General features: G+C 72.9%; 21 protein-coding genes. 8 read left to right on the top strand and 13 right to left on the bottom strand.

The features are described from left to right. The 8 genes from AMK26_RS03360 to AMK26_RS03325 form a co-directional block, all read right to left on the bottom strand. A complete protein-coding gene (locus AMK26_RS03360) occupies positions 1-759 on the bottom strand; it encodes a class I SAM-dependent methyltransferase (RefSeq protein ID WP_073752988.1) in 759 nt (252 codons plus the stop codon). Between the two features lie 49 nt (positions 760-808). Further along, on the bottom strand, positions 809-2,011 hold the full coding sequence (locus AMK26_RS03355; RefSeq protein WP_073751702.1) for an aminotransferase class V-fold PLP-dependent enzyme: 1,203 nt from the start codon (positions 2,009-2,011) through the stop codon (positions 809-811). Further along, a complete protein-coding gene (locus AMK26_RS03350; protein ID WP_073751700.1) occupies positions 2,004-3,323 on the bottom strand; it encodes a pyridoxal-phosphate dependent enzyme in 1,320 nt (439 codons plus the stop codon). Before AMK26_RS03350 ends, AMK26_RS03355 begins: the two co-directional genes overlap by 8 nt. Then, positions 3,320-4,873, bottom strand: coding sequence for a Y4yA family PLP-dependent enzyme (locus tag AMK26_RS03345; RefSeq protein WP_079277427.1), 1,554 nt, complete (start codon positions 4,871-4,873; stop codon positions 3,320-3,322). Before AMK26_RS03345 ends, AMK26_RS03350 begins: the two co-directional genes overlap by 4 nt. A 123-nt stretch (positions 4,874-4,996) precedes the next feature. Next, positions 4,997-5,602 carry a LysE family transporter gene (locus AMK26_RS03340; protein ID WP_073751698.1) on the bottom strand — a complete coding sequence of 202 codons (606 nt, stop codon included), beginning with the start codon at positions 5,600-5,602 and terminating at the stop codon, positions 4,997-4,999. Beyond that, entirely contained in the window at positions 5,595-6,404 is an 810-nt protein-coding gene (locus tag AMK26_RS03335; protein ID WP_073751685.1) for an EI24 domain-containing protein, read from the bottom strand. Before AMK26_RS03335 ends, AMK26_RS03340 begins: the two co-directional genes overlap by 8 nt. Before the next feature lie 373 nt (positions 6,405-6,777). Further along, positions 6,778-7,203 (bottom strand): organic hydroperoxide resistance protein, encoded by a 426-nt coding sequence (locus tag AMK26_RS03330; protein ID WP_073751683.1) that lies wholly within the window; start codon positions 7,201-7,203, stop codon positions 6,778-6,780. A gap of 65 nt (positions 7,204-7,268) precedes the next feature. Beyond that, positions 7,269-8,288 carry an NADP-dependent oxidoreductase gene (locus AMK26_RS03325; RefSeq protein WP_073751681.1) on the bottom strand — a complete coding sequence of 340 codons (1,020 nt, stop codon included), beginning with the start codon at positions 8,286-8,288 and terminating at the stop codon, positions 7,269-7,271. A 105-nt stretch (positions 8,289-8,393) separates the two neighbouring features. Between AMK26_RS03325 and AMK26_RS03320 the strand changes: the two genes are divergently transcribed. Beyond that, the gene (locus AMK26_RS03320; protein WP_073752984.1) at positions 8,394-8,822 is read left to right on the top strand and encodes a MarR family winged helix-turn-helix transcriptional regulator; all 429 of its coding nucleotides are present in this window, start codon (positions 8,394-8,396) and stop codon (positions 8,820-8,822) included. Between the two features lie 35 nt (positions 8,823-8,857). Here the strand turns inward: AMK26_RS03320 and AMK26_RS03315 are convergent, their stop codons facing one another. Then, complete coding sequence (locus AMK26_RS03315) at positions 8,858-9,664, bottom strand: SCO2400 family protein (protein ID WP_143608457.1); 807 nt, start codon at positions 9,662-9,664, stop codon at positions 8,858-8,860. A 122-nt stretch (positions 9,665-9,786) separates the two neighbouring features. On the opposite strand from AMK26_RS03315, the gene AMK26_RS03310 reads away from it, so the two are divergent. From AMK26_RS03310 to AMK26_RS03285, 6 genes are all read left to right on the top strand, one after another. Beyond that, a complete protein-coding gene (locus AMK26_RS03310; RefSeq protein ID WP_073752980.1) occupies positions 9,787-10,377 on the top strand; it encodes a hypothetical protein in 591 nt (196 codons plus the stop codon). Positions 10,378-10,481: 104 nt separating this feature from the next. Next, positions 10,482-11,525, top strand: coding sequence for a rod shape-determining protein (locus AMK26_RS03305; RefSeq protein ID WP_073751679.1), 1,044 nt, complete (start codon positions 10,482-10,484; stop codon positions 11,523-11,525). Between the two features lie 31 nt (positions 11,526-11,556). Beyond that, positions 11,557-12,981 (top strand): sensor histidine kinase, encoded by a 1,425-nt coding sequence (locus AMK26_RS03300; RefSeq protein ID WP_073751677.1) that lies wholly within the window; start codon positions 11,557-11,559, stop codon positions 12,979-12,981. Between the two features lie 180 nt (positions 12,982-13,161). Beyond that, positions 13,162-14,364, top strand: a complete 1,203-nt coding sequence (locus AMK26_RS03295; RefSeq protein WP_073751675.1) for an MFS transporter — start codon at positions 13,162-13,164, stop codon at positions 14,362-14,364. Between the two features lie 63 nt (positions 14,365-14,427). After that, positions 14,428-15,858, top strand: a complete 1,431-nt coding sequence (locus AMK26_RS03290; protein ID WP_073751673.1) for an acyl-CoA synthetase — start codon at positions 14,428-14,430, stop codon at positions 15,856-15,858. Then, the gene (locus AMK26_RS03285; RefSeq protein WP_073751671.1) at positions 15,851-17,173 is read left to right on the top strand and encodes a carboxyl transferase domain-containing protein; all 1,323 of its coding nucleotides are present in this window, start codon (positions 15,851-15,853) and stop codon (positions 17,171-17,173) included. Before AMK26_RS03290 ends, AMK26_RS03285 begins: the two co-directional genes overlap by 8 nt. A gap of 39 nt (positions 17,174-17,212) precedes the next feature. Here AMK26_RS03285 and AMK26_RS03280 read toward each other — a convergent pair whose 3' ends face one another. Continuing rightward, on the bottom strand, positions 17,213-17,707 hold the full coding sequence (locus AMK26_RS03280) for a MarR family winged helix-turn-helix transcriptional regulator (RefSeq protein WP_073751669.1): 495 nt from the start codon (positions 17,705-17,707) through the stop codon (positions 17,213-17,215). A gap of 94 nt (positions 17,708-17,801) precedes the next feature. Here AMK26_RS03280 and AMK26_RS03275 point away from each other — a divergent pair, with 94 nt between their 5' ends. Then, a complete protein-coding gene (locus AMK26_RS03275; RefSeq protein ID WP_073751667.1) occupies positions 17,802-18,215 on the top strand; it encodes an organic hydroperoxide resistance protein in 414 nt (137 codons plus the stop codon). Here the strand turns inward: AMK26_RS03275 and istB are convergent. From istB to AMK26_RS03260, 3 genes are all read right to left on the bottom strand, one after another. After that, positions 18,205-19,401 carry an IS21-like element helper ATPase IstB gene (gene istB / locus AMK26_RS03270; protein ID WP_073752978.1) on the bottom strand — a complete coding sequence of 399 codons (1,197 nt, stop codon included), beginning with the start codon at positions 19,399-19,401 and terminating at the stop codon, positions 18,205-18,207. The two genes, AMK26_RS03275 and istB, sit on opposite strands and share 11 nt — an antisense overlap. 252 nt (positions 19,402-19,653) lie before the next feature. Beyond that, the gene (locus AMK26_RS03265; RefSeq protein ID WP_073751665.1) at positions 19,654-20,412 is read right to left on the bottom strand and encodes an SDR family NAD(P)-dependent oxidoreductase; all 759 of its coding nucleotides are present in this window, start codon (positions 20,410-20,412) and stop codon (positions 19,654-19,656) included. Next, complete coding sequence (locus AMK26_RS03260; protein WP_073751663.1) at positions 20,409-21,881, bottom strand: MFS transporter; 1,473 nt, start codon at positions 21,879-21,881, stop codon at positions 20,409-20,411. The genes AMK26_RS03265 and AMK26_RS03260 overlap by 4 nt, the downstream gene beginning before the upstream one ends. Positions 21,882-21,909 lie beyond the last annotated feature (28 nt).

Below are 21,909 nucleotides of genomic sequence, written 5' to 3'. Positions count from 1 at the left end.
TCAGCGGACGGCGGCCAGGATGTGGCTGTGGCCGTACTGCCAGACCACGCCCACCTGCGCGAACCCGGCCTCGCGCAGCAGGTCCAGGTGGCTGGAGACGGTCAGGTCGTTGCCCTCGCAGCGCGGGTGCCGGTGGCCCCCGCGCCGGCCGAGGAAGCGGGCCAGCTCCGGGTCGGAGGCCGCGCCCGACCACCAGGACTCCCAGTCGTCGTGGGTGAACGTCAGGTGCCGCTCGGCGTGGCGGCGGCCGATGTCGACGGCCAGCTCGGACACCTTCGGGGAGTCCGGGCTGATGTGGTCGCCGTTGACGAGGACGCCGCCCGGACGCAGCCGCCCGGCCAGGTCGCGGTAGACCTCGCACAGGGTGCGGCGGTCCAGGTAGTGCAGGGCCGTCGTGGACACGGCCGCGTCCACCGGGCGGTCCAGGGCGAGGGCGTCGAGCCAGCCCGGCTCGCCGATCATCGCCTCGACGTAACGGAGGGCGGAGCCGTAGTACGTGCTGCCCAGCTCCAGCAGGAGCGGGTCGCCGTCGACGGCCAGCACCTCGGCGCCCGGGAGGCGGCCGGCCAGCCGTGCCGCCAGGGAGCCCGGCCCGCTGCCCAGGTCGAGGACGAGCGGCGGCCCGGCCTGGCCGCGCGTCACATGCTCGACCACGTCCGCGATGACGGTGAGGCTCTCCTCGCGGTCGACCGCGTACCGCTGTTGCTGGTCCTCCCAGCGCTCCACCCATCGCGCGGCCGTCACCGCGTTCACACCCATCGCCACCCGTGTCCCTCCGCACCACGTGACCCGCTTCTGCTATTGAAAATCATTGCAGGCTGGCGAGCGTGGTGAGGAGCCTTTCGATCTCTTCGGGTGTGTTGTGCACATGGAGACTGACGCGTACGGAACCGTCCTTCTCCCCTCTCCCGGCCTGGCAGTGTCCGTCGGAGCGCACCATGAACCCGTGGCTGAAGAGGATGAAACCCAGGTCGTGGGCGTCGATCGCCCGGTGCCTGAAGGTGACCAGGCTCCGGCGCCGCTGTACGTCGGAGCCGGCCGCCAGGCTGGTGCGGCAGCCCAGGACCTCGTAGGTGTCCGCCATGCGGCTGAGCCCGTCGGTCAGGAGGGAGGTGAGCGCCACGGTCCAGCGCTCCATCCGGTCGGTCCCGGCGGCGTCCAGCCAGTCCAGGGCCGCCACGAGCGAGGCGATGCCGACCGTGTTCGGGGTGCCCTGCCACCCGCCGGGCCGGAAGTCGGGACCGCGCCGCCCCCGCGCCCACACCGCGCCCGTACCCGGCAGGGCGAGCGCCTTGTGGCCGGAGAACACCACGAAGTCCACGTCCAGGCCGGCCACCGACACCGGCAGGTGCCCGACGCTCTGCGCGGCGTCCAGGCAGATCGGTACGTCCGGCCCGACGACCCGGCGGATCCGGTGCACGTTCATGTCGCCGCCGTACACGTGGTGGACGTGCGTGGCGGCCACGAAACGGGTGCGCGGGCCGACGACGGCGGCGAGCGCGGCCGGGTCGTAGTCGCCGGAGGACGCCTGGTAGGGCAGCTCCCGGACCCGGACGCCGATCCCCTGGCGGGCCAGCAGCTCCTGGGCCTCCAGCCACGGCGACAGGTTCGCCTGGTGGTCGTGGAACGGGACGACGATCTCGTCCCCGTCGGCCAGCAGCTGTGGCAGCCAGTCCCGCGCGACCGTGCGCAGCCCCTCCGTCGTCCCGCTGGTGAAGTGCACGGCCGACCGGTCCGGATCCGGATCGTCCAGGAACCGCTTGACCCGGTCGCGGGCGTCCTCCACCAGCGCGGTGGTGGCGTTGGCCCACGGGTAGGAGCCCCGGCCCGCGTTGGCGTTGGAGGTGGTCAGATAGTGCTGTACGGCGTCCAGGACGGCCTGCGGCTTCTGCGCGGTGGCCGCGCTGTCCAGGTACGCCAGGTCCGGGTGGCCGACGACGATGGGGAACTGGGCGCGCAGCGCCCGCTGCCAGGGCCCCAGCTCCTCGATGGCGTCCGCCACCTCAGTCACGCACCAGCGGCGCGCCCGCGTCCCGCCAGGCGACGATGCCCCCGGCCAGGCTGCGGACGTCGGGGTGGCCCATGCGCGTCAGCAGGGCGGCGTACCGGGCCGACTTCTCACCCACCGGGCACGCCAGCAGCACCGGCTGCCGCTTGCCGAAGGGCAGGCCGCCCCGCAGGAGTTCGTCGAACAGCTCGTCGACGATGTTGACCGAGCCGTCGATGTGCAGCGCCGCGTACGCGAACGGGCCGCGCAGGTCGATGACCAGCGGACGCTCCTCGGCGATCCACTTCTGGGCCTCGGCGACGTCGATGACGGTGGCCGTGCGGGCCTCGGTGTCGGTGAGCGTGGCCACCGAGTTCTTCACCGGCGGCCGCCCCAGCAGCTCGGGGCGGCGCTCGCGTACGTACCCGAGATAGCTCTCCACCCGGTCGCAGACGATGAAGACGGCCGTCCGGCGCTCCGTCAGCTCAGCGTCGAGCGGCCGGAGGTGGCGTACCGCGCCGTAGTACGCGGCTCCGCCGGTCGGGCCGGCGAGCAGGCCGCAGCGGCGCAGCAGGGTCACCATCCCGTCGATGGCCTCGTCGGCGCTCACCGCCTCGATGGTGTCGTACGTCGCCGGGTCGAACAGGCCGACCTCCTGCACCTCGTCGGCGGTGCGGATGCCGGGGATGAAGTCGCTCTTCCCGCCGACGAGTCCGACCACGTTCACCGACGGGTCGTGGGCGCGCAGCGCCCTGGCGACGCCGGTGGACGATCCGGCGGTGCCCACGCAGGCGATGAACCAGTCCGGGGCGCGGCCGTCGAGGTCGGCGATGATCTCCGGGCCGGTGCCGGAGGCGTGGGCCTCGGTGTTGCGGGCGTTGAAGTACTGGTCGGTGTGGAAGTGGGCGCTGCCGGGCCGGTTCAGCCGCTGGTGGAAGAGGGTCAGCGGGTCGTCGGTGTCGGTGGGGTCGAGGCACTCGGACCGCCCCGGCAGCTCCTCGATCTCGGCGCCCAGCAGCAGGAGCAGGTCCTTGATCTCGGGGATGCGCATCCGGTTGGTGACGCTCTTGAACGGCAGCCCGTGCAGGCCCGCGATGAGGGCGAGGGCCTTGGCGGTGTTGCCGCTGGACAGTTCGACGACCGTCTCGCCGCGCTCCCTGGCGGCGGCGAGGCCCCCGCGGGCCATGTTCCACGCGGCCCGGTCCTTCAGGGAGCCGAAGGGGTTGAGCATCTCCAGCTTGGCGTAGAGGTCGATGCTGCGCAGACCGTGGACGCCGGGGTCGATGCGCACCAGCGGGGTGTTGCCGATGGCGTCGGTGATGCTGTCGTACCTCATGTGCGCTGTCCCCCCGGTCGTGTGATCGGCCAGTACTGCTCGTCGAGGCACCAGTGCCAGGACTCCCCCTCCTCGTGTACGGCGATTTTGCGGGCGACGGGCTGCCGCTGGGCGTGGGTGGCGCCGAAGTCCATGCAGTAGCCGGCGGTGTTGGGGAAGGCGAGGAGGTCGCCGGGGCGCGGCAGCCGGGGGAGGTGGACGGTGCGGCGGGTGATCAGGTCCGACTCCAGGCAGAGGTTGCCCATGAGGTGGACGGCCGCCCCGTCGCCACCGGCCGGAGTGCCGTCACGGGGCAGGAGGACGGGGTCCATGAGGACGCCGTGGTCCTCCAGGCCGACGTCGCCGGCGTTCATCGCCAGGCGCACCAGCTGGTCTCCCGTGTCCGTGTGCCGTACGTCGAGCACTCTGCCGAGGGTGAGGCCGCACTGGTCCACGAGCGCCCGGCCGGGCTCGACGTACAGGTCGTGGAGGCTCTCCAGGAGCAGGGTGCCCAGGGGGCGGCCGCCCAGGGCCGGGGCGGGGCGCGAGAGCAGCGCGTCGAGGTAGTCCGCGCCGGCGAGCGGGCGGTGGGCCGGGTAGAGGCCCAGGGAGCCCTTGAGGGTGCCGCTCTCCATACGGAGCCCGTAGCCGTGCCCGCCCCAGGTCATGGGCGGGCGCCGGCCCATGACCGCGTGGGTGAGCTCGGTGGTGTAGCGGGCCCACTGCTCGGCGTGGGCGAGGTAGCTGATGCCGAAGCCGCCCCCCACGTCGACGGCGCGCGGGGAGAATCCGCGCGCCCGCATCTCCTCCATGGCGCACAGGCACCCTTCGAGCGCCGCCGCCTTCTCGTCCAGGCTGGTGGTGTCGAGGTGGTAGCCGACGCCGATCGGCTCCACCGCGTCCCGGTGCCGGTCGACGGTGTCCAGCAGGTCCTTCAGGGACCGCGCCGGGGTGCCGAAGCGGCTGCGGCGGGACAGCAGGGTGGTGCCGGACGTCTCGAACTCGGACAGCCGCAGCACGGTACGCAGCCGCGGCAGGTCGTACGCGCGGACGAGAGCGGCGGCCTGCTCCACCTCCCCCGGCCCGTCGGCGTTGACGACCGCCCCGGTGCGGGCGGCCAGCCACAGGAACTCCGGGTCCTTGGGCCCGGTCGTCATGATCCGGTCGCCGGTCCAGCCGGACGCGAGGGCATGCTGCAGCTCGCCGAGCGACGCGGCGTCCAGGGCGGCGTCCGTGGTGACGAGCCGCCGGACCAGCGCGCTGGAACGGTTCGCCTTGTGCGCGAAGAAGATCCGGCCGGTGAGCCGGTGGCGGTGGAAGACGGAGCGGAAGCGTTCCACGTTCCGCGCGATCTGGTCCGGCAGCACGATGTTGAGGGGTGAGCCCAGCGCGTCCACGAGGGCGTGGAGGAACGGGCCCCCCGACGTAAGGAGGGCGGCCGGCCGCCGCTCCAGGCGCGGTTCCAGGTACAACGGCTCTCCGGCCGTACCCGCCGCGTTGATCCCAGCCGTGTTCCCGGCCGTGTTCGTCCCAGCCGTGTTCCCGGCCGTGTTCGTCCCAGCCGTGCTCATCCCAGCTGTTCCTCCCGCGAGGAATGCCGACCGGCGCCGTCGTTGTCCCGCTCTTTATGCCCAACTTTCCCCGGCGGGATGGCCTTGCGGAAGGAGACGGCCGGATTCAGCCGTCGGGGACCGTCACGTCACGCCCAGGGTGATCCCCAGACCCACCAGCGTCGCGCCGATGGCGCGATTGAGGGCCTTCTGGGCGCGCAGCATCGACGTGCGCAGCCGTGAGTGGGAGAAGAAGAGCGCCACCAGGCCGAACCAGAGAAGGTGGGCGAGCGACATGAACGCGCCGTAGGCGCCCTGCTGCCAGCGGGCCGTGTCGGGGCCGACGACCTGGGTGAAGGTGGAGACCACGAACAGCGTGGTCTTGGGGTTCAGTACGTTCGTCAGGAAGCCGGTGCGCAGCGCGCCCCATCGGGACAGGGTCTGCTTGCTCTCCAGGTCGACCGTCACGTCCGCCCGGGAGAAGAACGTCCGCAGGCCGACGTAGACGAGATAGGCCGCGCCGACCAGCTTGATCGCCGTGAACAGCGCGGTGTTCGCGGCGATCAGCAGGCCCACGCCCAGCATCGTGTACGTGACGTGGACGAGGACGCCCGCCGCGACTCCCGCGGCGGCGAAGAGGCCGGTCGTACGGCCGTAGAGGTAGCTGTTGCGTACGACCATGGCGAAGTCGGCGCCCGGGCTGATGACCGCGAGGACCGTGATGACGGCCACGGCGAACAGCTCAGGCATACGGGGTGCTCCCGGCCTTGGGGTCCGCGTCCACGTCCACGTCCACGTTCCCGGGCGGCGGCGCCTGCGGTCCCTCCAGGTCGCGGACCATCAGCGTCGCGCCCGCGACGGCGCCCGGCATCAGGAAGACGGCGACGAACGGCACCAGGAAGGCGAGGGTCAGCGGGACGCCGAAGCCCAGCGTGAGCATCCGGCGGCCGCGCAGCATCGCGAGGCGCTCCTTGAGCTCGACGCGGCGCCGCTGGAGCGCCACCGCCGTGAGCTCCTCCGCCAGGAAGAAGCCGGAGACGCAGAAGCCGAGCACGGGGACGACGGTCTGGCCGACGACGGGGACGAAGCCGAGCGCGAAGAGGACGATCCCGTACAGCGCGACGCGCAGGAGGACGCGCAGGCTGTCGCGGGCGGAGATCCACAGTTCGCGCCAGAGCGGCAGCCCGGACCGGGGGACGTCGCCGCCCTCGGTGCGGTCGACCTCTTCGGAGAGCGACTCGTAGAAGGGCTGTCCGACCAGGAGGGTGACGGCGGTGAAGGTGACCACGGCCAGGAACAGGCCGAAGGCGAAGAGCAGCGCGGTCAGGAAGCCGCGGAAGACGCCCTGCCAGGGCGAGGACCAGTCGTCCGCGAAGGGCGTCGCCCACGCGGTCAGGTCGTCCGCGCCGTACGCCAGACCGATCAGCGCGCCCGCGTACAGCACCAGGGTCACCAGGCCGGGCAGCAGTCCGAACCCGAACCACCGGCCGTGCCGGCCGACCCAGCGCTGACCCTTCATCAGATAACCGAAGCCCACCCCGAGATCACGCATGGGGGTCACCCTATCGGGGCACCACGGGGAATTTCACCGGCCGGCGGGCCGCTTGCCCGTCCGACACGACCACCGTGCGAGGGAGTGCAGATGTCGGACCAGCAGGCCGTTCAGGAAGCCGTCGCCGAGGGTTTTGTGGTGGTACGGGAGGAATGCACCGCCGTGGTGGCCGCGGAAAGACCCGACTATTCGGGTCAGCTGACCGCGTACATACAGGGGACGCCTTCCCAGGCGGCGCGGCGCCGGAGAACGTCCGGCCGGCGCGGGGTGCACACGGCGGGGCGGGCGCCGGAGCGGCGAGACGGCCGGAGGGCCGCACCCTGGGCGGGTGCGGCCCTCCGGCTCACGTACGTACGCGTACGCGGGCGCGTGATCAGGCGACGTCGAGGTCGACCGTGATGTTGCCACGGGTGGCCTTGGAGTACGGGCAGACCTGGTGGGCCTTCTCGATGAGCTCCTTGGCGGTGGCGGCGCTCACGTTCGGGATCTTCGCCGAGATCTTGACGATGATCCCGAAGCCCTCGGCGTTCTTGCCGATACCGACCTCGGCGGTGACCGTCGAGCCGGAGATGTCGGCGCCCTCCTGGCGGGCGACGACACCGAGCGCGCCTTGGAAGCAGGCGCTGTAACCGGCGGCGAACAGCTGCTCGGGGTTGGTGCCCTCGCCGGACCCGCCCATCTCCTTGGGCGGGTTCACGACGACGTCGAGCTTGCCGTCGTTGGTGGCGACGCGGCCGTCACGCCCGTTCTCGGCGGTGGCGACGGCGGTGTACAGGACGTCGGACTGCTGGATCGACATGTAGAGGTTTCCTCCTGTGATGCGCCGCGACTCGCGCCCACGATCGCGGCGGGCTGGAGGTGAGCCTATCGGGTGAGCGAGACGATCATCTTGCCGGTGTTCTCGCCGCGCAGCATGCCCAGGAACGCCTCGACGCCGTTCTCCATGCCCTCGACGACGGTCTCCTTGTACTTGAGCTCGCCGGAGGCCAGCCAGCCGGCGACCTCCTTGACGAACTGCGGCTGGAGCGCCGCGTGGTCGCCCACCAGCATGCCCTGCAGGCGCAGCCGCTTGCCGATGACCAGGGCGAGGTTGCGCGGGGCGGGGGTCGGCTCGGTGCTGTTGTACTGGGCGATCATGCCGCAGATGGTGGCGCGGCCGTGCACGTTGAAGGAGGCGATCGCGGCCTCCAGGTGCTCGCCGCCGACGTTGTCGAAGTAGACGTCGATGCCGTCCGGGGCGGCTTCCTTGAGCTGGGCGGAGACGGGGCCGTTCTTGTAGTTGAAGGCGGCGTCGAAGCCGTACTCCTCGGTCAGGAGCGCGACCTTCTCGTCCGAGCCGGCCGAGCCGATGACCCGGGAGGCGCCCTTGAGCTTCGCCATCTGGCCGACCTGGCTGCCGACCGCGCCGGCCGCGCCGGAGACGAAGACGACGTCGCCCTCCTTGAAGGACGCGACGTCGAAGAGCCCGGCGTAGGCGGTGAGGCCGGTCATGCCGAGGACGCCGAGGTAGGCGGAGAGGGGCGCGAGGGAGGCGTCGACCTTGGTGGCGTGCTCGGCGTTGACGTCGGCGTACTCGCGCCAGCCGAGGCCGTGCAGGACGTGGTCGCCGACCGCGAAGCCCTCGGCGTTCGAGGCGATGACCTCACCGACGGCGCCGCCGTCCATGGGGTGGTCGAGCTTGAAGGGGGGTACGTAGGACTTCACGTCGTTCATCCGGCCGCGCATGTACGGGTCGACCGAGAAGTGCAGGTTGCGGACGAGGATCCGGCCTTCGGCCGGCTCGGCGACGGGCGCCTCACGGAGGGCGAAGTCCTCGGGCTTCGGCCAGCCGTGCGGGCGGGCGACGAGGTGCCATTCGCGGCCGGACGCGGGAAGAGCGGACATGCGGCGTGCCTCCTGGGATTGCTTCACGCAGATTTACTTCACTACCTGAAACAACCATGCGCCTGAATATTTCAGGTTGTCAAGTAAATGGGTATCCTGGTGCGCATGCCCAGCACACGCACAGACCCGCTCACCCTCGAAGTGGTCGAGCTGATCGCCACGGTGGTGGCCCGCTACCACGAGGAGTACGAGCAGGCCGCGGCGCAGCACTCACTGACCGGCGCGCAGGCACGCGTCCTGGGGCTCCTCGCCCTGGGGCCGGTACCCATGCGCCGCATCGCCCAGTCGCTGCGGTGCGAGCCGTCGAACGTGACGGGCATCGTGGACCGCCTGGAGGCGCGCGGCCTGGTGGAACGCCGCCCGGACCCGGCGGACCGCCGGGTGAAGATCGCCGCGGCGACGGACGAGGGCCGCGCGACGGCCCGCCGCCTGCGGGACGCCCTGGACTTCGCCCGCGAGCCGCTGGCCGCCCTCTCGGAGGAGGAGCGGACGGCCCTGCGCGACCTGCTGCGCCGCATGCTGGGAGGGACCTGAGGGAGCCCGCGTGACGGAGCCCGGCGGACAGGGGTTTACACGCACCACCAGAGGAACCAGTCGCAGGACTCGGTCGGGGACGGCTCCGGGGAGGGCTGCGAGGGGGGCGGATCATCGGGGGCCGGCTCGTCGGGCGCCGGCTCGTCAGGGTTGCCAGGATTGCCCGGGTTGTCCGGAGGCGGGTCCGCCGGGGCGGAATCGTCCGGGGCCGGGGCGTCCGGCGCGCCCGGCTCCTCCGGGTCGCCCGACGGCTGCGGGGCCGAGGGACCGGTGCCCGGCTCCCCCGAGCGCGCGGAGGCGGACGTGCCGGGCGCGCCCGACGGGGCTCCGGACTCCGCCTCGCCGGCGCCCGGGCCGTCCTCGGGGTCGCCCGACGCGGAGGTCTCCGCCACCGGTTCGTCCACCGGGCTCGGGGCGTCCGGCCGGCCGGACCCCTCCGGCTGCTCGGGCGGCGGCTCCAGGAGGACCGCGTCCTGCTCCTGTACGGCGGTGGCGGCACCGTCCTCGCCGGGGTGCTCGATCGCCAGCTCGGCCAGGCTCAGCAGACCGGCCGCCAGGATCAGCGCCACCACCCCGATCAGCACCTTGCGCCCCCGCCGCTTGCGGGCCCTGCGCCCCGCCGGGCGCGACCGCCGCGAGACGGGCGGCTGGGCGCGGCGCGCCTGCCCCCGCGCACGGCGAGGCCCCGCGGGCGGATACTCCTCGTCCCGGTCCAGCTCGTAGACGTGGTCCGCCGCGGACACGTGCGCGTCGTCGTGCCGGAGCTCCTCGGCGGGCGTACCGCACCCGGCACAGGCCAGGGCGCCGTTGAGGTGCCGCTGACACTGGTGGCAATAATCCATGGCGCCCGCAGAGTATGCGGCGCCCGCTCACCACAGGTACCCACCCCTGTGAGGATCCTGTGTGGAAACGGCCAACGCCCGGCGCGCCCGCTCGATTCATGCGGAACGGGCAGGATGTCGGCATGAGAGCCTCCGGCACCCCCTCCGCCCCATTTGGCCCCCTGGACTTCCAGCTGGTCCTGCTGCGACGGATGGCCGACCACCAGCCGGGCCTCGTCGAGGACGCCCGCCGCGAGCTGGGCGTGTCGATCGCCGACATGCGGGAGGCCAACCGCCGCTGGCAGGCCATGACCCGCGCCCCCAGGTCCCGCGGCACGCTCGCCCGCTACCGCTCCGTGCTCGGCGAGCCCGCGTCCCGGGCCCGCCGCACCATCGGCGACCTGGAGTGCGACGCCCTGCTGTGGCCGGTGCCGCTCTGGCCCGACCTCCGCTTCGAGGTGCTGGTGGCGCCCGGCGGCGGCCCGGTGTGGAACGAGTGGCTCATCCGGGCCCCCGGCGCGCCCGGCCCCCAGCTGCGTACGGTCGCCGACCTGCGCCCCTGGAGCTGCACCGTCGACGAGGTGGCCCGCGCCTTCCCGCCGGCCCGCCCGCTGGAGGGCAGCGCGCCCACCCGGTGGCGGCTGGCGTTCACACCGCCCGGCGGGGCGTCGCCGGTCGTGGCCGAGTTCACCTGGGGGCTGCTCCAGCGGCTCGTACCGCCCCTCGGTACGTAGCTCCTTCGGCCGCTGTCTGTCACCCCGTCAGCTCCCCCGGCGCGCGCCGCACGCCCCGCGATCGCACGATGCGAGGACGTACCGCTCCTGGGAGGATCCGCACCGTGACCGTCAGTCTCGAGCAGTTGCGCCGCTGCCACGTCGCCGTCGACCTGGGGGCCGCCAGGACCCGGGTCTTCGTCAAGGGTGTCGGACTCGTCGTCGACGAGCCGAGCGTCGCCGCCGTCAATACGCGTACCGGCGCGCTGATCGCCGTCGGCGAGTTCGCGGAGAAGATGACCGGCCGCACCCCCGACTACATCCGCGTCGTTCGCCCCGTCTCCGGCGGCAGCGTCGTCGACATCGACATGGCCCAGCGGATGCTGCGCCACCTCCTCGGCGAGAAGCTCCGCCGCCAGCTGCGCCGCAAGCCGATGCTGCGCGCCGCCGCCTGCACCCCGCACGACAGCGACCCGCTCGCCCAGCGCGCCACCATCGAGACGCTCGTCGGGCTCGGCGCCCGCCGCGTCGAGCTGGTCGACACGCTGATCGCGGCGGCCGTCGGCTGCGGGCTGCCCGTCGAGCAGCCCACCGCCACCATGATCCTGGTGTGCGGGGCGGCCACCACCCAGGTCGCCGTGCTGTCGCTCGGCGCGATCGTCACCGCCGAGCGCATCCCCGTCGGCGGCAACGCCATCGACCACGCCGTCATCCAGTACCTGCGCCACCAGCACGAGCTGATGCTGCCCAGCCAGTCCGTACGCCCCCTCCAGCTCGCCCTGCACGGCAACGGCCTCACCCCGCACGGCCCGGCGTCCACCGAGATCCACGGGCGGGACGTCGCCACGGGCCTCGCCCGCTCCGTGCTCGTCGACACCGCCGCCGTACGCCAGGCGCTGCACACCCCGCTGACGGCCGTGCTCGACGGCATCGGCAAAGTGCTGCGCGACTGCCCGCCCGACCTGGTCGCCGACCTCGTCGACCGCGGCATCATGATGGTCGGCGGCAGCGCGCTGCTGCCCGGCCTGGACCAGATGCTGCGCAACGCCACCGGGATGCCCGTGCACATCGCGGAACGGCCCGACATCTGCGCCGTCCTGGGGCTCGGGGCCATGCTGGAGGGCCGCATCCAGCCCCTCTCACTGAACCCGCTCGCCGAAGCCGAGTGACGCGGCGAGGGGCTCGGCGAGGGGCGCACGCGTGACCACGGGCGGGCTCCCGGCGCTGCTCGAAGCGGTACTGGACGTCGGTACCGACCTCGAACTGCGCACCACCCTCCAGCACCTCGTGGAGTCCGCCGCCGAACTGACCGACGCGCGGATCGGCACCCTCACCGTCGTCGACCCCGACCGCGGCGGGCCGGCCGACGTGTACGCGGTGGGCCCGGCCGGGGCGGACCGGCCGCCCGACGGGCCCGGCGGGTCCGGCGACCTCGCCGTACCGGTCCGCGTCCACACCGAGGTGTTCGGCCACCTCCACCTGGCCGGGAAGCGCGGCGGGCCGTTCACCGAGGAGGACCTCGCGACGCTGCGGGTCCTCGCCTCGCAGGCAGGCATCGCGATCGGCAACGCCCGGCTGTACGAGACGGCCCGGCAGCGCGAGCGGTGGATCGAGGGCGCGGCGGCCGTGACCACGGCGCTGCTGACCGGCGAGGCGGCGGCCGACGCGCTGACGACCGTGGCCGAACGGGCCCGGCTGCTCGCCGGCGCGTCGGCGGGCGTGGTCCTCCAGCCCACCGGCGAGGGCGGCATGGAGATCGTCGCCGCGTCGACGCCCCACGACCCCGGCGACCTCATCGGCACCACGATCGCGCCCGGCTCGCCGGTCCTGGTCCAGCTGCTGGGCGGCGAACCGGTGTTCATCGAGGACTCGGCCACCGATCCCCGGATGACGACCCACGTACGCACCCGGTTCGGCCCGTCGATGATGCTGCCGTTGCAAAGCGGCGGGAAGCTGATCGGGACCCTCGCGCTGCCGCGCCGGCACGGCGGCCGCCCGTACACGTCGGTGGAGCGGCTGCTGGCGTCCCAGTTCGCATCCCAGGCCGCGCTGGCGCTGGTCCTCGCGGACGCGCAGGCCGACCGGGAGCGGCTCGCGGTGTACGAGGACCGCGACCGGATCGCGCGTGACCTGCACGACCTGGTCGTGCAGCGGCTGTTCGCCACGGAGATGATGCTGGAGTCCACCCGGCGGCGGGCGTCCGGCGCGGCCGCGGACCTGCTGGGCCGGGCGGTGGACGAGCTGGACTCCACGATCCAGGAGGTCCGCACCGCCATCTTCGCGCTCCAGCAGCCCCCGGCCGATGCGCCCCGCTCCTTCCGCGGCCGGGTGCTGCGCGAAACCGGCGGCGCGGCGGTGCCGCTGGGCTTCCAGCCGTCCGTCCACTTCACCGGCGCGGTGGACACCCTCGTCACCGGCCCGGTGGCGGACGAGCTCCTCACCGCCCTGCGCGGCGCCCTGGCGGCGGCCCACCGCCGCGAGGGGCTGACGGCGGTGGACATCGAGGTCGACGCCACGACCACCCTCCCGGACGGCCGCCCCGGTGTCCGTCTGACGGTCACGGACGACGGCACGCGGGAGGACGGCACCCGGGGTACGACGGTCACGTGGCAGGCGCCGCGCTGAGGCCGCGGGCGCGCCCGGCCCCGCGGCGCGGTGCGGGCCGCGCGGACACGGTGCGGGCCGCGCGGACGCGGTGCGGGCCGGTGGCGGGCCCACTGCGACAACGCGCCGCCCTGGCGCGGCGTACGCCGTACGGCCCAGCAGCGCGCGGCAGCCGGACCGTGCCCCGCCTTGACTGGTCTCGTGGACACCGCCGTGAAGACCGACGACACCGCCGCCCCGGCAGCGGTCCCCACCGCCGCGTACCGCAACCTCGTCGTGGCGACGGTCGGGTTCACGCTCACCTTCTGGGCGTGGAACCTGGTCTCGCCGCTCGGCGGCGACTACCGCGAACGGCTCGGCCTCAGTTCCTTCCAGCAGTCGCTGCTCGTCGCCGTGCCCGTGCTCGTTGGCTCCCTCGGCCGGATCCCCGTCGGCGCGCTGACCGACCGGTACGGCGCCAAGCTCATGTTCCCGGCCGTCTCGGCGCTCACCATCGTCCCCGTACTGCTCCTCATCCCGGCCAGGGACTCCTACGGCGCGATGCTCGCCGTCGGCTTCCTCCTCGGGCTGGGCGGCACGACGTTCGCGATCGGTGTCCCGCTGGTCAATTCGTGGTTCCCGCCCGCCAAGCGGGGCTTCGCGATCGGGGTGTTCGGCATGGGCATGGGCGGCGTGGCCCTGTCGGGCTACTTCACGCCCCGGATCGCCGAGCACGGCGCCACGCTGCCCTTCCTCGTCGTCGCCGTCGCGCTCGCCGTGTACGCCGTGCTGGCCGCGCTGCTCATCACGGACCGCCCCGGCCGGCCGGTGCCGTCCGCCTCGCTGGGGCGGCGGCTCGGGCAGGCGGGGCGGCTGCGCGTGACGTGGGAGCTGTCGGTGCTGTACGCGATCGGGTTCGGCGGCATCGTCGCGTTCGGCGTGTACCTCCCCACGTACCTGAAGAGCTGGTACGAGCTGTCGCCCACCGACGCCGGGACGAAGGCGGCGGGCTTCGCGCTGGTCACCGTCGCCTTCCGGCCCGTCGGCGGCTGGCTGTCCGACCGCGTCCACCCCGCGCTGGTGACGGCGGGCGCGCTCGGCGTGGTCGCGCTGCTCGCGATCGTGCAGGCCTTCGACCCGCCCCTGTACCCGGGCGGCACCGTCGCGCTCCTCGTCATGGCGGCGGGCCTCGGCACCGCGAGCGGCAGCGTCTTCGCGCTGGTCGCGCAGGTCACGCCACCGGCGCAGGTGGGCAGCGCCACCGGCATCGTCGGTGCCATGGGCGGCCTGGGCGGGTTCGTACCACCGCTCGTCATGGGCGCGATCTACAGCGCGAAGGACTCGTACTCCATCGGCTTCATGCTCCTGTCCGACCTGGCACTCGCGGGCTGCGTCTACGCGTACGGGCGGATGCGTACGTCCTAGAACCGCGCGCCGTCCGGGGGACAATGGTGTGGCCCATGTGCTGCGATGCGAGGAGGACGACGAGTGAGTTCGCTCTTTCCGGCCCTGGAAGCCGGATCCGGACGGTCCGCGCTCCACTTCGGGGACCGCTCGCTGACGTACGGCGAACTGCGCGCCGCCGCAGCCTCGTTGGCCGCCCGCCTGGCCGGGGCCGAGCGCGTCGCCGTGTGGGCCACGCCCACGCTGGAGACCGCCGTCGCGGTGGTGGCCGCGCTGCTCGCCGGCGTACCGGCCGTACCGCTCAACCCGAAGACGGGCGAGCGCGAGCTGACCCACATCGTCACCGACAGCCGTCCCGCGCTGGTCCTGGCGGCGCCCGGCGAGGAACTTGCCGGCCCGCTCGGGGAGTTGCGGCGGGTCGATGTCCTCACCGACGGGGACGCGCCGCCCCCGCCGGAGCCGCAGGACCCGGAGGCGCCCGCGCTCGTCGTCTACACGTCCGGTACCACCGGCCCGCCCAAGGGCGCCGTCCTCCCCCGCCGGGCCATCGCCGCGACGCTCGACGCCCTGGCGGACGCCTGGATGTGGACGTCCGACGACGTCCTCGTGCACGCCCTGCCGCTCTTCCACGTCCACGGGCTGGTCCTGGGCGTCCTGGGCCCGCTGCGGCGCGGCGGATCGGTGCGCCACCTGGGCAGGTTCACCACCGGCGGCGTGGCGCGGGAGCTGGCGGGCGGCGGGACGATGCTGTTCGGCGTCCCGACGATGTACCACCGCATCGCCGAAGCCCTGGAGGACGACCCGCAGTTGGCGAAGTCGCTGGCGGGCGCGCGGCTGCTGGTCTCCGGCTCGGCGGCGCTGCCCGTCCACGACCACGAGCGGATCGCCGCGCTGACCGGACGGCGCGTCATCGAGCGGTACGGCATGACGGAGACGCTCATGAACACCTCCGTCCGTGTGGACGCCGACCCGCGCCCCGGCTCCGTCGGCGTGCCCCTGCCCGGCGTCGACCTCCGCCTGGTGGAGGAGGACGGTACCGAGATCCACGAGGTGGAGACGATCGGCGAGATCCAGGTGCGCGGGCCGAACCTGTTCACCGGCTACCTGAACCGGCCCGACGCCACGGCCGCCGCGTTCGACGGGACCTGGTTCCGCACCGGGGACATGGCGGTCCGGGACGCGGACGGGTCGGTACGGATCGTGGGACGCAAGGCGACCGACCTGATCAAGAGCGGCGGGTACAAGATCGGCGCCGGTGAGATCGAGAACGCGCTCCTCGACCACCCGGGGGTGCGGGAGGCGGCCGTGACCGGCGAACCGGACCCCGACCTGGGTGAACGGATCGTCGCCTGGATCGTCCCCACCGACCCGGACAACCCACCCCCGGCGGACGAACTCGCGGACCACGTGGCCGCGCAGCTCGCCCCGCACAAGCGTCCCCGGACGGTCCGCCACCTCGATGTCCTGCCCCGCAACGACATGGGCAAGATCATGAAGCGGTCGCTCCATGGCTGACCGCGGCTCCGCACGCGAGGTCATCGCCCTCCTCACCGACACGTTTGCGCAACACACGCCGCCCACCCGCTCGTGCGCACCCGACGGGCCGCTGTCCTGGGAGGGTTACGGCGCTTCACGCGCGCGTGCCGCCGCCCGCACGGGCGAGGACGAGTCCATCGTGTACGGCACGGCGACCATCGGCGGACACCGTTGCACCGTGCTCGCCTTCGAGTTCGGCTTCCTCGGCGGCTCGCTGGGCGAGCGCGCCGGTGACCGCCTGGAGGACGCGTACCGCCTCGCCCGCGAGGAACGTATCCCCCTGCTCTCCCTCGTGGCGACGGGCGGCAGCCGCATGCAGGAGGGCATGGTCGCGCTCACCCAGCTCCAGCGGGTGGCCCGCGCGACGGTGCTCCTACGGGAGGCGGGCGTGCCGCACATCGCCGTGCTGCGCGACCCGGCGACCGGCGGCGGCTGGGCGACGGTCGGGGCGGGCGCCGATGTGATCCTGGCGCTGCCCGGGGCGCAGATCGGGTTCGCCGGGTCACGGGTGCGCCCGCCGGACGCCGACCCGGCCGCGTACACGGCCGAGGGCCAGCTGGCGGCGGGGCACGTCGACGCCGTCGTACCCCCGGAGGAGCTGCGGGGGACGGTCATCCGCTGGCTGACGGCGCTGACGAGCCCCGCGGAGCAGGCCCCGCCGCCCCCCGCCCTCTCCGAAACGCCGCTGCCCGCCACCGGGTGGGAGGCGGTGCGCCAGGCCCGCGACCCGGCCCGCCCCCGCGCGGAGGCGTACCTGGACGCGTACTTCACGGCCCGGCTGCCGCTCGCCGGGGACCGCTGCGGCGGTACGGATCCGGGGCTGCGGTGCGGCTTCGGGCTCCGCGCCGACGGGCGGGCGGTGGCGTACGTCGCGCAGTGCGGCACGGCGACCCGCCCGGCCGGTTACCGCACGGCCGCCCGGGTGATCCGGCTCGCCGACCGGCTCGGCGTCCCGGTGCTGACGCTCGTCGACACACCGGGCGCCGCGAACGACGCGGAGGCGGAACGGGCGGGCGCGGGCGCCGCGATCGCGGAGGCGTTCACGGCCGTCGCGGGTGCCCGTGTCGCCATCACGACGCTCTTGATCGGCGAGGGCGGCTCGGGCGGGGCGCTGGCGCTGGCCGCCCCGGGCAACACCTGGGCCACGCCGGACAGCTACTTCTCGGTGATCGCCCCGGAGCCGGCGGCGGCGATACTCAAGCGCCCGCCCGAAGACGCCCCGCACACAGCCGAACAGCTCCGCCTACGCCCGCAAGACCTGCTGGAACTGGGAGTGATCCGAGGCATCGTCTGACCGGGACCCCCCACCGGCAGGCGCCGCCGCCCGGCACGGTCACCGTTCCGTGACGCAGTCCTCGGACAGGGCGCCCGCCTCGGCGGCGTCGAGGGCGGCGGCCAGTTCGTTGAGGCGGGCGCGCAGCTCGCGGACCTCCTCCAGCGGCATCCCGGTCGCGGCGGCGATCCGGCGCGGCACGCCCACGGCCCGCTCCCTCAGCTCGGCCCCGGCGGGGGTGGGCCGGACGGTGACGGACCGCTCGTCCTCGGCGCTGCGCCGCCGCTCGACGTACCCGGCCGCCTCCAGCCGTTTGAGCAGCGGTGACAGGGTGCCGGAGTCCAGCCGCAGGTGCTCACCGATCTGCTTGACGGGCAGTTCGCCGTGCTCCCAGAGGACCAGCATCACCAGGTACTGGGGGTAGGTGAGGCCGAGGTCCTTGAGCACGGTGCGGTAGACGCTGTTGAAGGCGCGTGTGGCGGCGTGCAGCGAGAAGCAGATCTGGTGGTCGAGGCGGAGGAAGTCCTCGTCCCGCACGGTCCCGAGCGTGTCCATGGCTCCAGGGTACGTGAGCACGATTAAGTTGCGCACAATTGAATAGCTCGCAATACTTGCCATCGGCCATCCCCCTCCGAGAGGAACAGCACCCATGGACGCCCTGTACACCGCCGTCGCCACCGCCAACGGCCGCGAAGGCCGCGCCGTCAGCTCCGACGGACACATCGACCTGCCGCTCGCCCACCCCACGCCCCTCGGCGGCAACGGCCGGGGCACCAACCCCGAGCAGCTCTTCGCCGCCGGGTACGCGGCGTGCTTCGCGAGCGCGATGGGCGCGATAGGCCGCCAGGAGAAGATCGACGTCAAGGACGCCTCCGTCACCGCCGAGGTCAGCATCGGCAAGGACACCGACGGGGGCTTCGGCCTCGCGGTCGTGATGCGCGTGGAGCTGCCGGACCACCTCCAGGGCGAGCCGGGCCGCGACCTGCTGGAGAAGACCCACGCGTACTGCCCCTACTCCAAGGCCACGCGCGGCAACATCCCCGTCCGGCTCGTCATCGAGTGACGGTCAGGTCCAGACGCCGCGTGCGGTAGCTGTCGCCGTCGAGGGTGACGACCTCCGCGTGGTGGGCCAGCCGGTCCACCGTCGCGGAGGCCGTCGCGGCGTCGCCGAACACCTCGCTCCAGCGCCCCAGCGGCCGGTTGCTGGTGACGATCAGCGAGGCCCGCTCGTAGCGGTGCGAGACGAGCTGGAAGAAGAGGTGGGCCACCTCGGGCTCGAAGGGCACGTAGCCGACCTCGTCCACGATGAGCACCGGATACGCGTCCAGCCGGGCCAGCTCCTTGCGCAGCCGCCCCGCCGCCTTGGCGTCCGCGAGCCGGGCGCCCCACTCGGTGGCGGTGGCGAACAGCACCTGGTGGCCGGCCTGGCAGGCCCGTACGCCCAGGCCGACGGCCAGGTGCGTCTTGCCGGTGCCCGGCCCGCCCAGCAACAGCACGTTCGCCTTGCGCGCGACGAAGTCGACCTTCCCCAGCCGGGCGATCACCTGCGGCTCCGGGGCCCGCAGATGCGCCTCGTCGAACATCTCCAGCACCTTGCGGGCCGGGAACCCCGCCGCCTCGATCCGCTCCTCCGCCCCCGTCTCCGGGTCCTCCGGCCCCTTCCGCTCCCCCTCGGCCGCCCCGTCCCGCTGCGCCGGAATGACCACCGCCTGCCGCTCATCCTTCGCCTCGTGCGCCTTCGTCTCGTGCACCCTCTCGTGCGCGGCCATGGGCCCGGACATGTACGCCAGGATCGCCGCGGAGGCGATGAACGCCATGTGGATGACCGTCCCCCAGAGCAGGTCGTGCCGGGGCGTGTGGTGCACGTCGACGAACATCTGGAGCAGGTGCACCGAGGAGATCCCCACGATCGCGGTGGCCAGCTTCACCTTCAGCACGTTGGAGTTGACGTGCGACAGCCACTCGGGCTGGTCCCGGTGCCCCTGCAGGCCGATCCGGGAGACGAAGGTCTCGTACCCCCCGACGATCACCATGATCAGCAGATTGGCGATCATCACCACGTCGACGAGCTTGAGGACGGCGAGCATGACGTGCGTCTCGTCCGCGTGCCCGATGATGACGTGGTGGATGAGGTGCCACAACTCATTGAAGAACTTGTAGACGTACACCCCCTGCGCGGCCACGAGGCCGAAATACAGCGGGGCTTGGAGCCAACGGGTGGCGAACAGAGCGCACCCGAGGGTTGTCATGTTCGACGGTGACGAGGCGGAGCGCGGCACGGGACCTCCAACGGCGGGGATTCGTCATTCTTGTGTGCCGCCGCCGACAATCTGAATTGGATCCACCCGTTGGGGTTAATAGAATTCCAGTATGGAAGCCCCAGAATGACCGACAGTCGTCGAGCACCGCCGACGGCCCGCGAGGCCCGCCCGCCGGGGCGCGAGCCGGCCCCGCTTCCGGCCGGGCCCGGCGGCCCGGCCACCCCTCGGCGGCGGCCTCCCTCACCAGGGCGCCGCGCCCTCCTCCGTGATGAAGGCGCGGTCGGGCAACTCATCGGGGGCCAGGGTGGCGAAGCGGACGATCGTCCGGGCGCCTTCCTGAACCGTCTTCGGGCCCGTGAAGTTGTTCATGTCGGTCGCCACGTATCCGGGAGAGACCGCGCAGACCGTGACACCCCATTCCCTCAGCTGATCGGCGAGGAGTACCGAGGTCATATTCAGGGCCGCCTTGGACGCGCAGTACGGAATGAGGTCGGCCGGTAGTGCCGGGCCCCTTCCCGTGGTCCGCGCGAAGGTGGCAAGCGCGCTGGTGACGTTCACCACCCGGCCGCCGGCGGTGCGCAGGGCCGGCAGCAACGCCTGCGTGAGCGCGAACGCTCCGACGACGTTCGTCTCGAGCGTGCTCCTCAGCGTCTCGACGGACATCTCGTGGAGAGACCGGCGTTCACCCCGGACCACTCCACTGACTCCCGCGTTGTTGACGAGGACGTCGAGGCGGCCGAAGGATTCGCCGACGAGTTCGGCGACCGACCGGACCGACTTCTCCTCGGTCACGTCCAGCCGTGCGAACCGGATGTCACCTCCCTCGGCCGCGAGTTCGGCCGCCGCGGCTCTGCCGCGTTCTTCGTCCCGGGCGGTGAGCAGGACGCTCATACCCCGTGCCGCGAGCTGCCGGCTCACCTCTTTCCCGAGCCCCTTGTTCGCGCCGGTCACCAGTGCCGTGGGCCGCGGGGTACGGTCGGCTCCCCCGGGGCCCGTCATCCGCGGTGCCCTTCCTCAGTTGCCGGCGACGGCGTCTGGGCGGTGGCCACAGGGGCGGGCTGTGCCTGCGGCGGCACAGCGACGCGCAGCCACAGCACGCTGATGACCAGGGCGAGGCCGGCCACCACGGTGCAGAAGGCGAAGACGTCCGCGTACGGGTCGAGGCCCCGGTCGCCCACGTCCCCCATGCTCTGCTGCATGATCACCGCCAGTGCGGCGATGCCGAGCGCGCCGCCGAACTGCCGCGCGGTGGTGTTCATACCGCTCGCCGCGGCGAACCGGGTGGGCGGAGCGCTGAGCGCCGCCGACGCCGAGGTGCCCATGGTGGCCGCGCCCATCGCGAGGCCGGCCAGGCATCCGGCCGGCAGCCAGAAAGCGAGGAAGGAGGAGGTTTCCGTGAGCCCGAGGATCATCCAGAGGCCGCACGCCACGAAGGCGGTCAGCCCGGCCAGCGTGGCGCCCCGGGGGCCGCCCAGCCTGGGAGCCAGCCGGCTCATGGCCAGCGCGGCGACGGAAGCGGCGACCGCCCCCGGGGTCATGGCGAAGCCCGCCTTGAGCTCGGAGTACTGCCAGGGACCCGTCAGGTAGAGCACGCTGACGAGCAGCCAGGGGTACTGCGCCATGCCGTACAGGAGCGACACGACATTCGTGACGGCGAAGGAACGATTGCCCAGCAGGGACGCCTCAAGAGCCGGCGCGGGGTGCTTCCTGGAGCGCAGTACCGCGACGACTCCTCCGGCGGCTCCGCCCACCAGACAGGCCAGCGTCCGGGCGTCCCACCACCCCCAGGTGCCGCCCTCGGTGACTCCCAGGGTCGCGGCGCCGACCGCCAGGGCGACGAGAAGCGTGCCCAGTGGGTCCGGCATCTGCTTCTTGCCCGGGTCCGCGGGACGGGGCAGCAGCCGTACCGCCGCGAAGATCAGCAGGATGCCGAACGGCAGGTTGACGTAGAACACCGAGCGCCAGCCGAACAGGTCGACCAGTACCCCGCCGACGCTGGGACCGACCGCCGCGGCGAACGCCGAGGCCGCGCTCCACAGACCGATGGACTTCACCCGTTGGTCCGCCGGCCCGTCGAGGAGCAGGATCGCCAGCGACGCCGGGATCATGGCGGCGGCGCCGATGCCCTGGAGCCCGCGGGTGATGATCAGCACGGGCAGGTTGGGCGCGATGCCGCACAACAGCGAGGCCGCGGTGAAAAGCCCGATGCCGAGGAGGAACAGACGTCTGCGCCCCAGTACGTCCGACAGCCGTCCGGCCGGCACCAGGAGCGCCGCGAACATCACCGCGTAGGCGCTGATGACCCATGAGAGGTCGGGCAACGAGGCGGTGGGGAAGTCTTCGGACAGATCCGGCACCGCCAGGTTGGTGACGGTGGAGTCGAGCATCGCGAGGAAGGTACCCCCGGACGCCGTCAGCGTCACCGCGAGATACCCCCGCCGCCCAGGGGCGGGTACAGACGTCGTCACTACTCAGCACTCCTGCGGAAACTGGATG

It is taken from the genome of Streptomyces sp. CB03234 (assembly GCF_001905885.1).
Classification (GTDB): domain Bacteria; phylum Actinomycetota; class Actinomycetes; order Streptomycetales; family Streptomycetaceae; genus Streptomyces.
This window is presented reverse-complemented; position numbering and strand designations above follow the sequence as displayed.

Excerpts from the sequence above, each read along its gene's own strand:
- AMK26_RS03280 (WP_073751669.1), bottom strand. The coding sequence starts at position 17,707 with ATGGACACGCTCGGGACCGTGCGGGACGAGGACTTCCTCCGCCTCGAC.
- AMK26_RS03350 (WP_073751700.1), bottom strand. The coding sequence starts at position 3,323 with ATGAGGTACGACAGCATCACCGACGCCATCGGCAACACCCCGCTGGTG.
- AMK26_RS03315 (WP_143608457.1), bottom strand. The coding sequence starts at position 9,664 with ATGGATTATTGCCACCAGTGTCAGCGGCACCTCAACGGCGCCCTGGCC.
- AMK26_RS03275 (WP_073751667.1), top strand. The coding sequence starts at position 17,802 with ATGGACGCCCTGTACACCGCCGTCGCCACCGCCAACGGCCGCGAAGGC.
- AMK26_RS03330 (WP_073751683.1), bottom strand. The coding sequence starts at position 7,203 with ATGTCGATCCAGCAGTCCGACGTCCTGTACACCGCCGTCGCCACCGCC.
- AMK26_RS03265 (WP_073751665.1), bottom strand. The coding sequence starts at position 20,412 with ATGACGGGCCCCGGGGGAGCCGACCGTACCCCGCGGCCCACGGCACTG.
- AMK26_RS03325 (WP_073751681.1), bottom strand. The coding sequence starts at position 8,288 with ATGTCCGCTCTTCCCGCGTCCGGCCGCGAATGGCACCTCGTCGCCCGC.
- AMK26_RS03340 (WP_073751698.1), bottom strand. The coding sequence starts at position 5,602 with ATGCCTGAGCTGTTCGCCGTGGCCGTCATCACGGTCCTCGCGGTCATC.
- AMK26_RS03285 (WP_073751671.1), top strand. The coding sequence starts at position 15,851 with ATGGCTGACCGCGGCTCCGCACGCGAGGTCATCGCCCTCCTCACCGAC.
- AMK26_RS03320 (WP_073752984.1), top strand. The coding sequence starts at position 8,394 with ATGCCCAGCACACGCACAGACCCGCTCACCCTCGAAGTGGTCGAGCTG.
- AMK26_RS03335 (WP_073751685.1), bottom strand. The coding sequence starts at position 6,404 with ATGCGTGATCTCGGGGTGGGCTTCGGTTATCTGATGAAGGGTCAGCGC.
- istB (WP_073752978.1), bottom strand. The coding sequence starts at position 19,401 with ATGACAACCCTCGGGTGCGCTCTGTTCGCCACCCGTTGGCTCCAAGCC.
- AMK26_RS03310 (WP_073752980.1), top strand. The coding sequence starts at position 9,787 with ATGAGAGCCTCCGGCACCCCCTCCGCCCCATTTGGCCCCCTGGACTTC.
- AMK26_RS03345 (WP_079277427.1), bottom strand. The coding sequence starts at position 4,873 with ATGAGCACGGCTGGGACGAACACGGCCGGGAACACGGCTGGGACGAAC.
- AMK26_RS03360 (WP_073752988.1), bottom strand. The coding sequence starts at position 759 with ATGGGTGTGAACGCGGTGACGGCCGCGCGATGGGTGGAGCGCTGGGAG.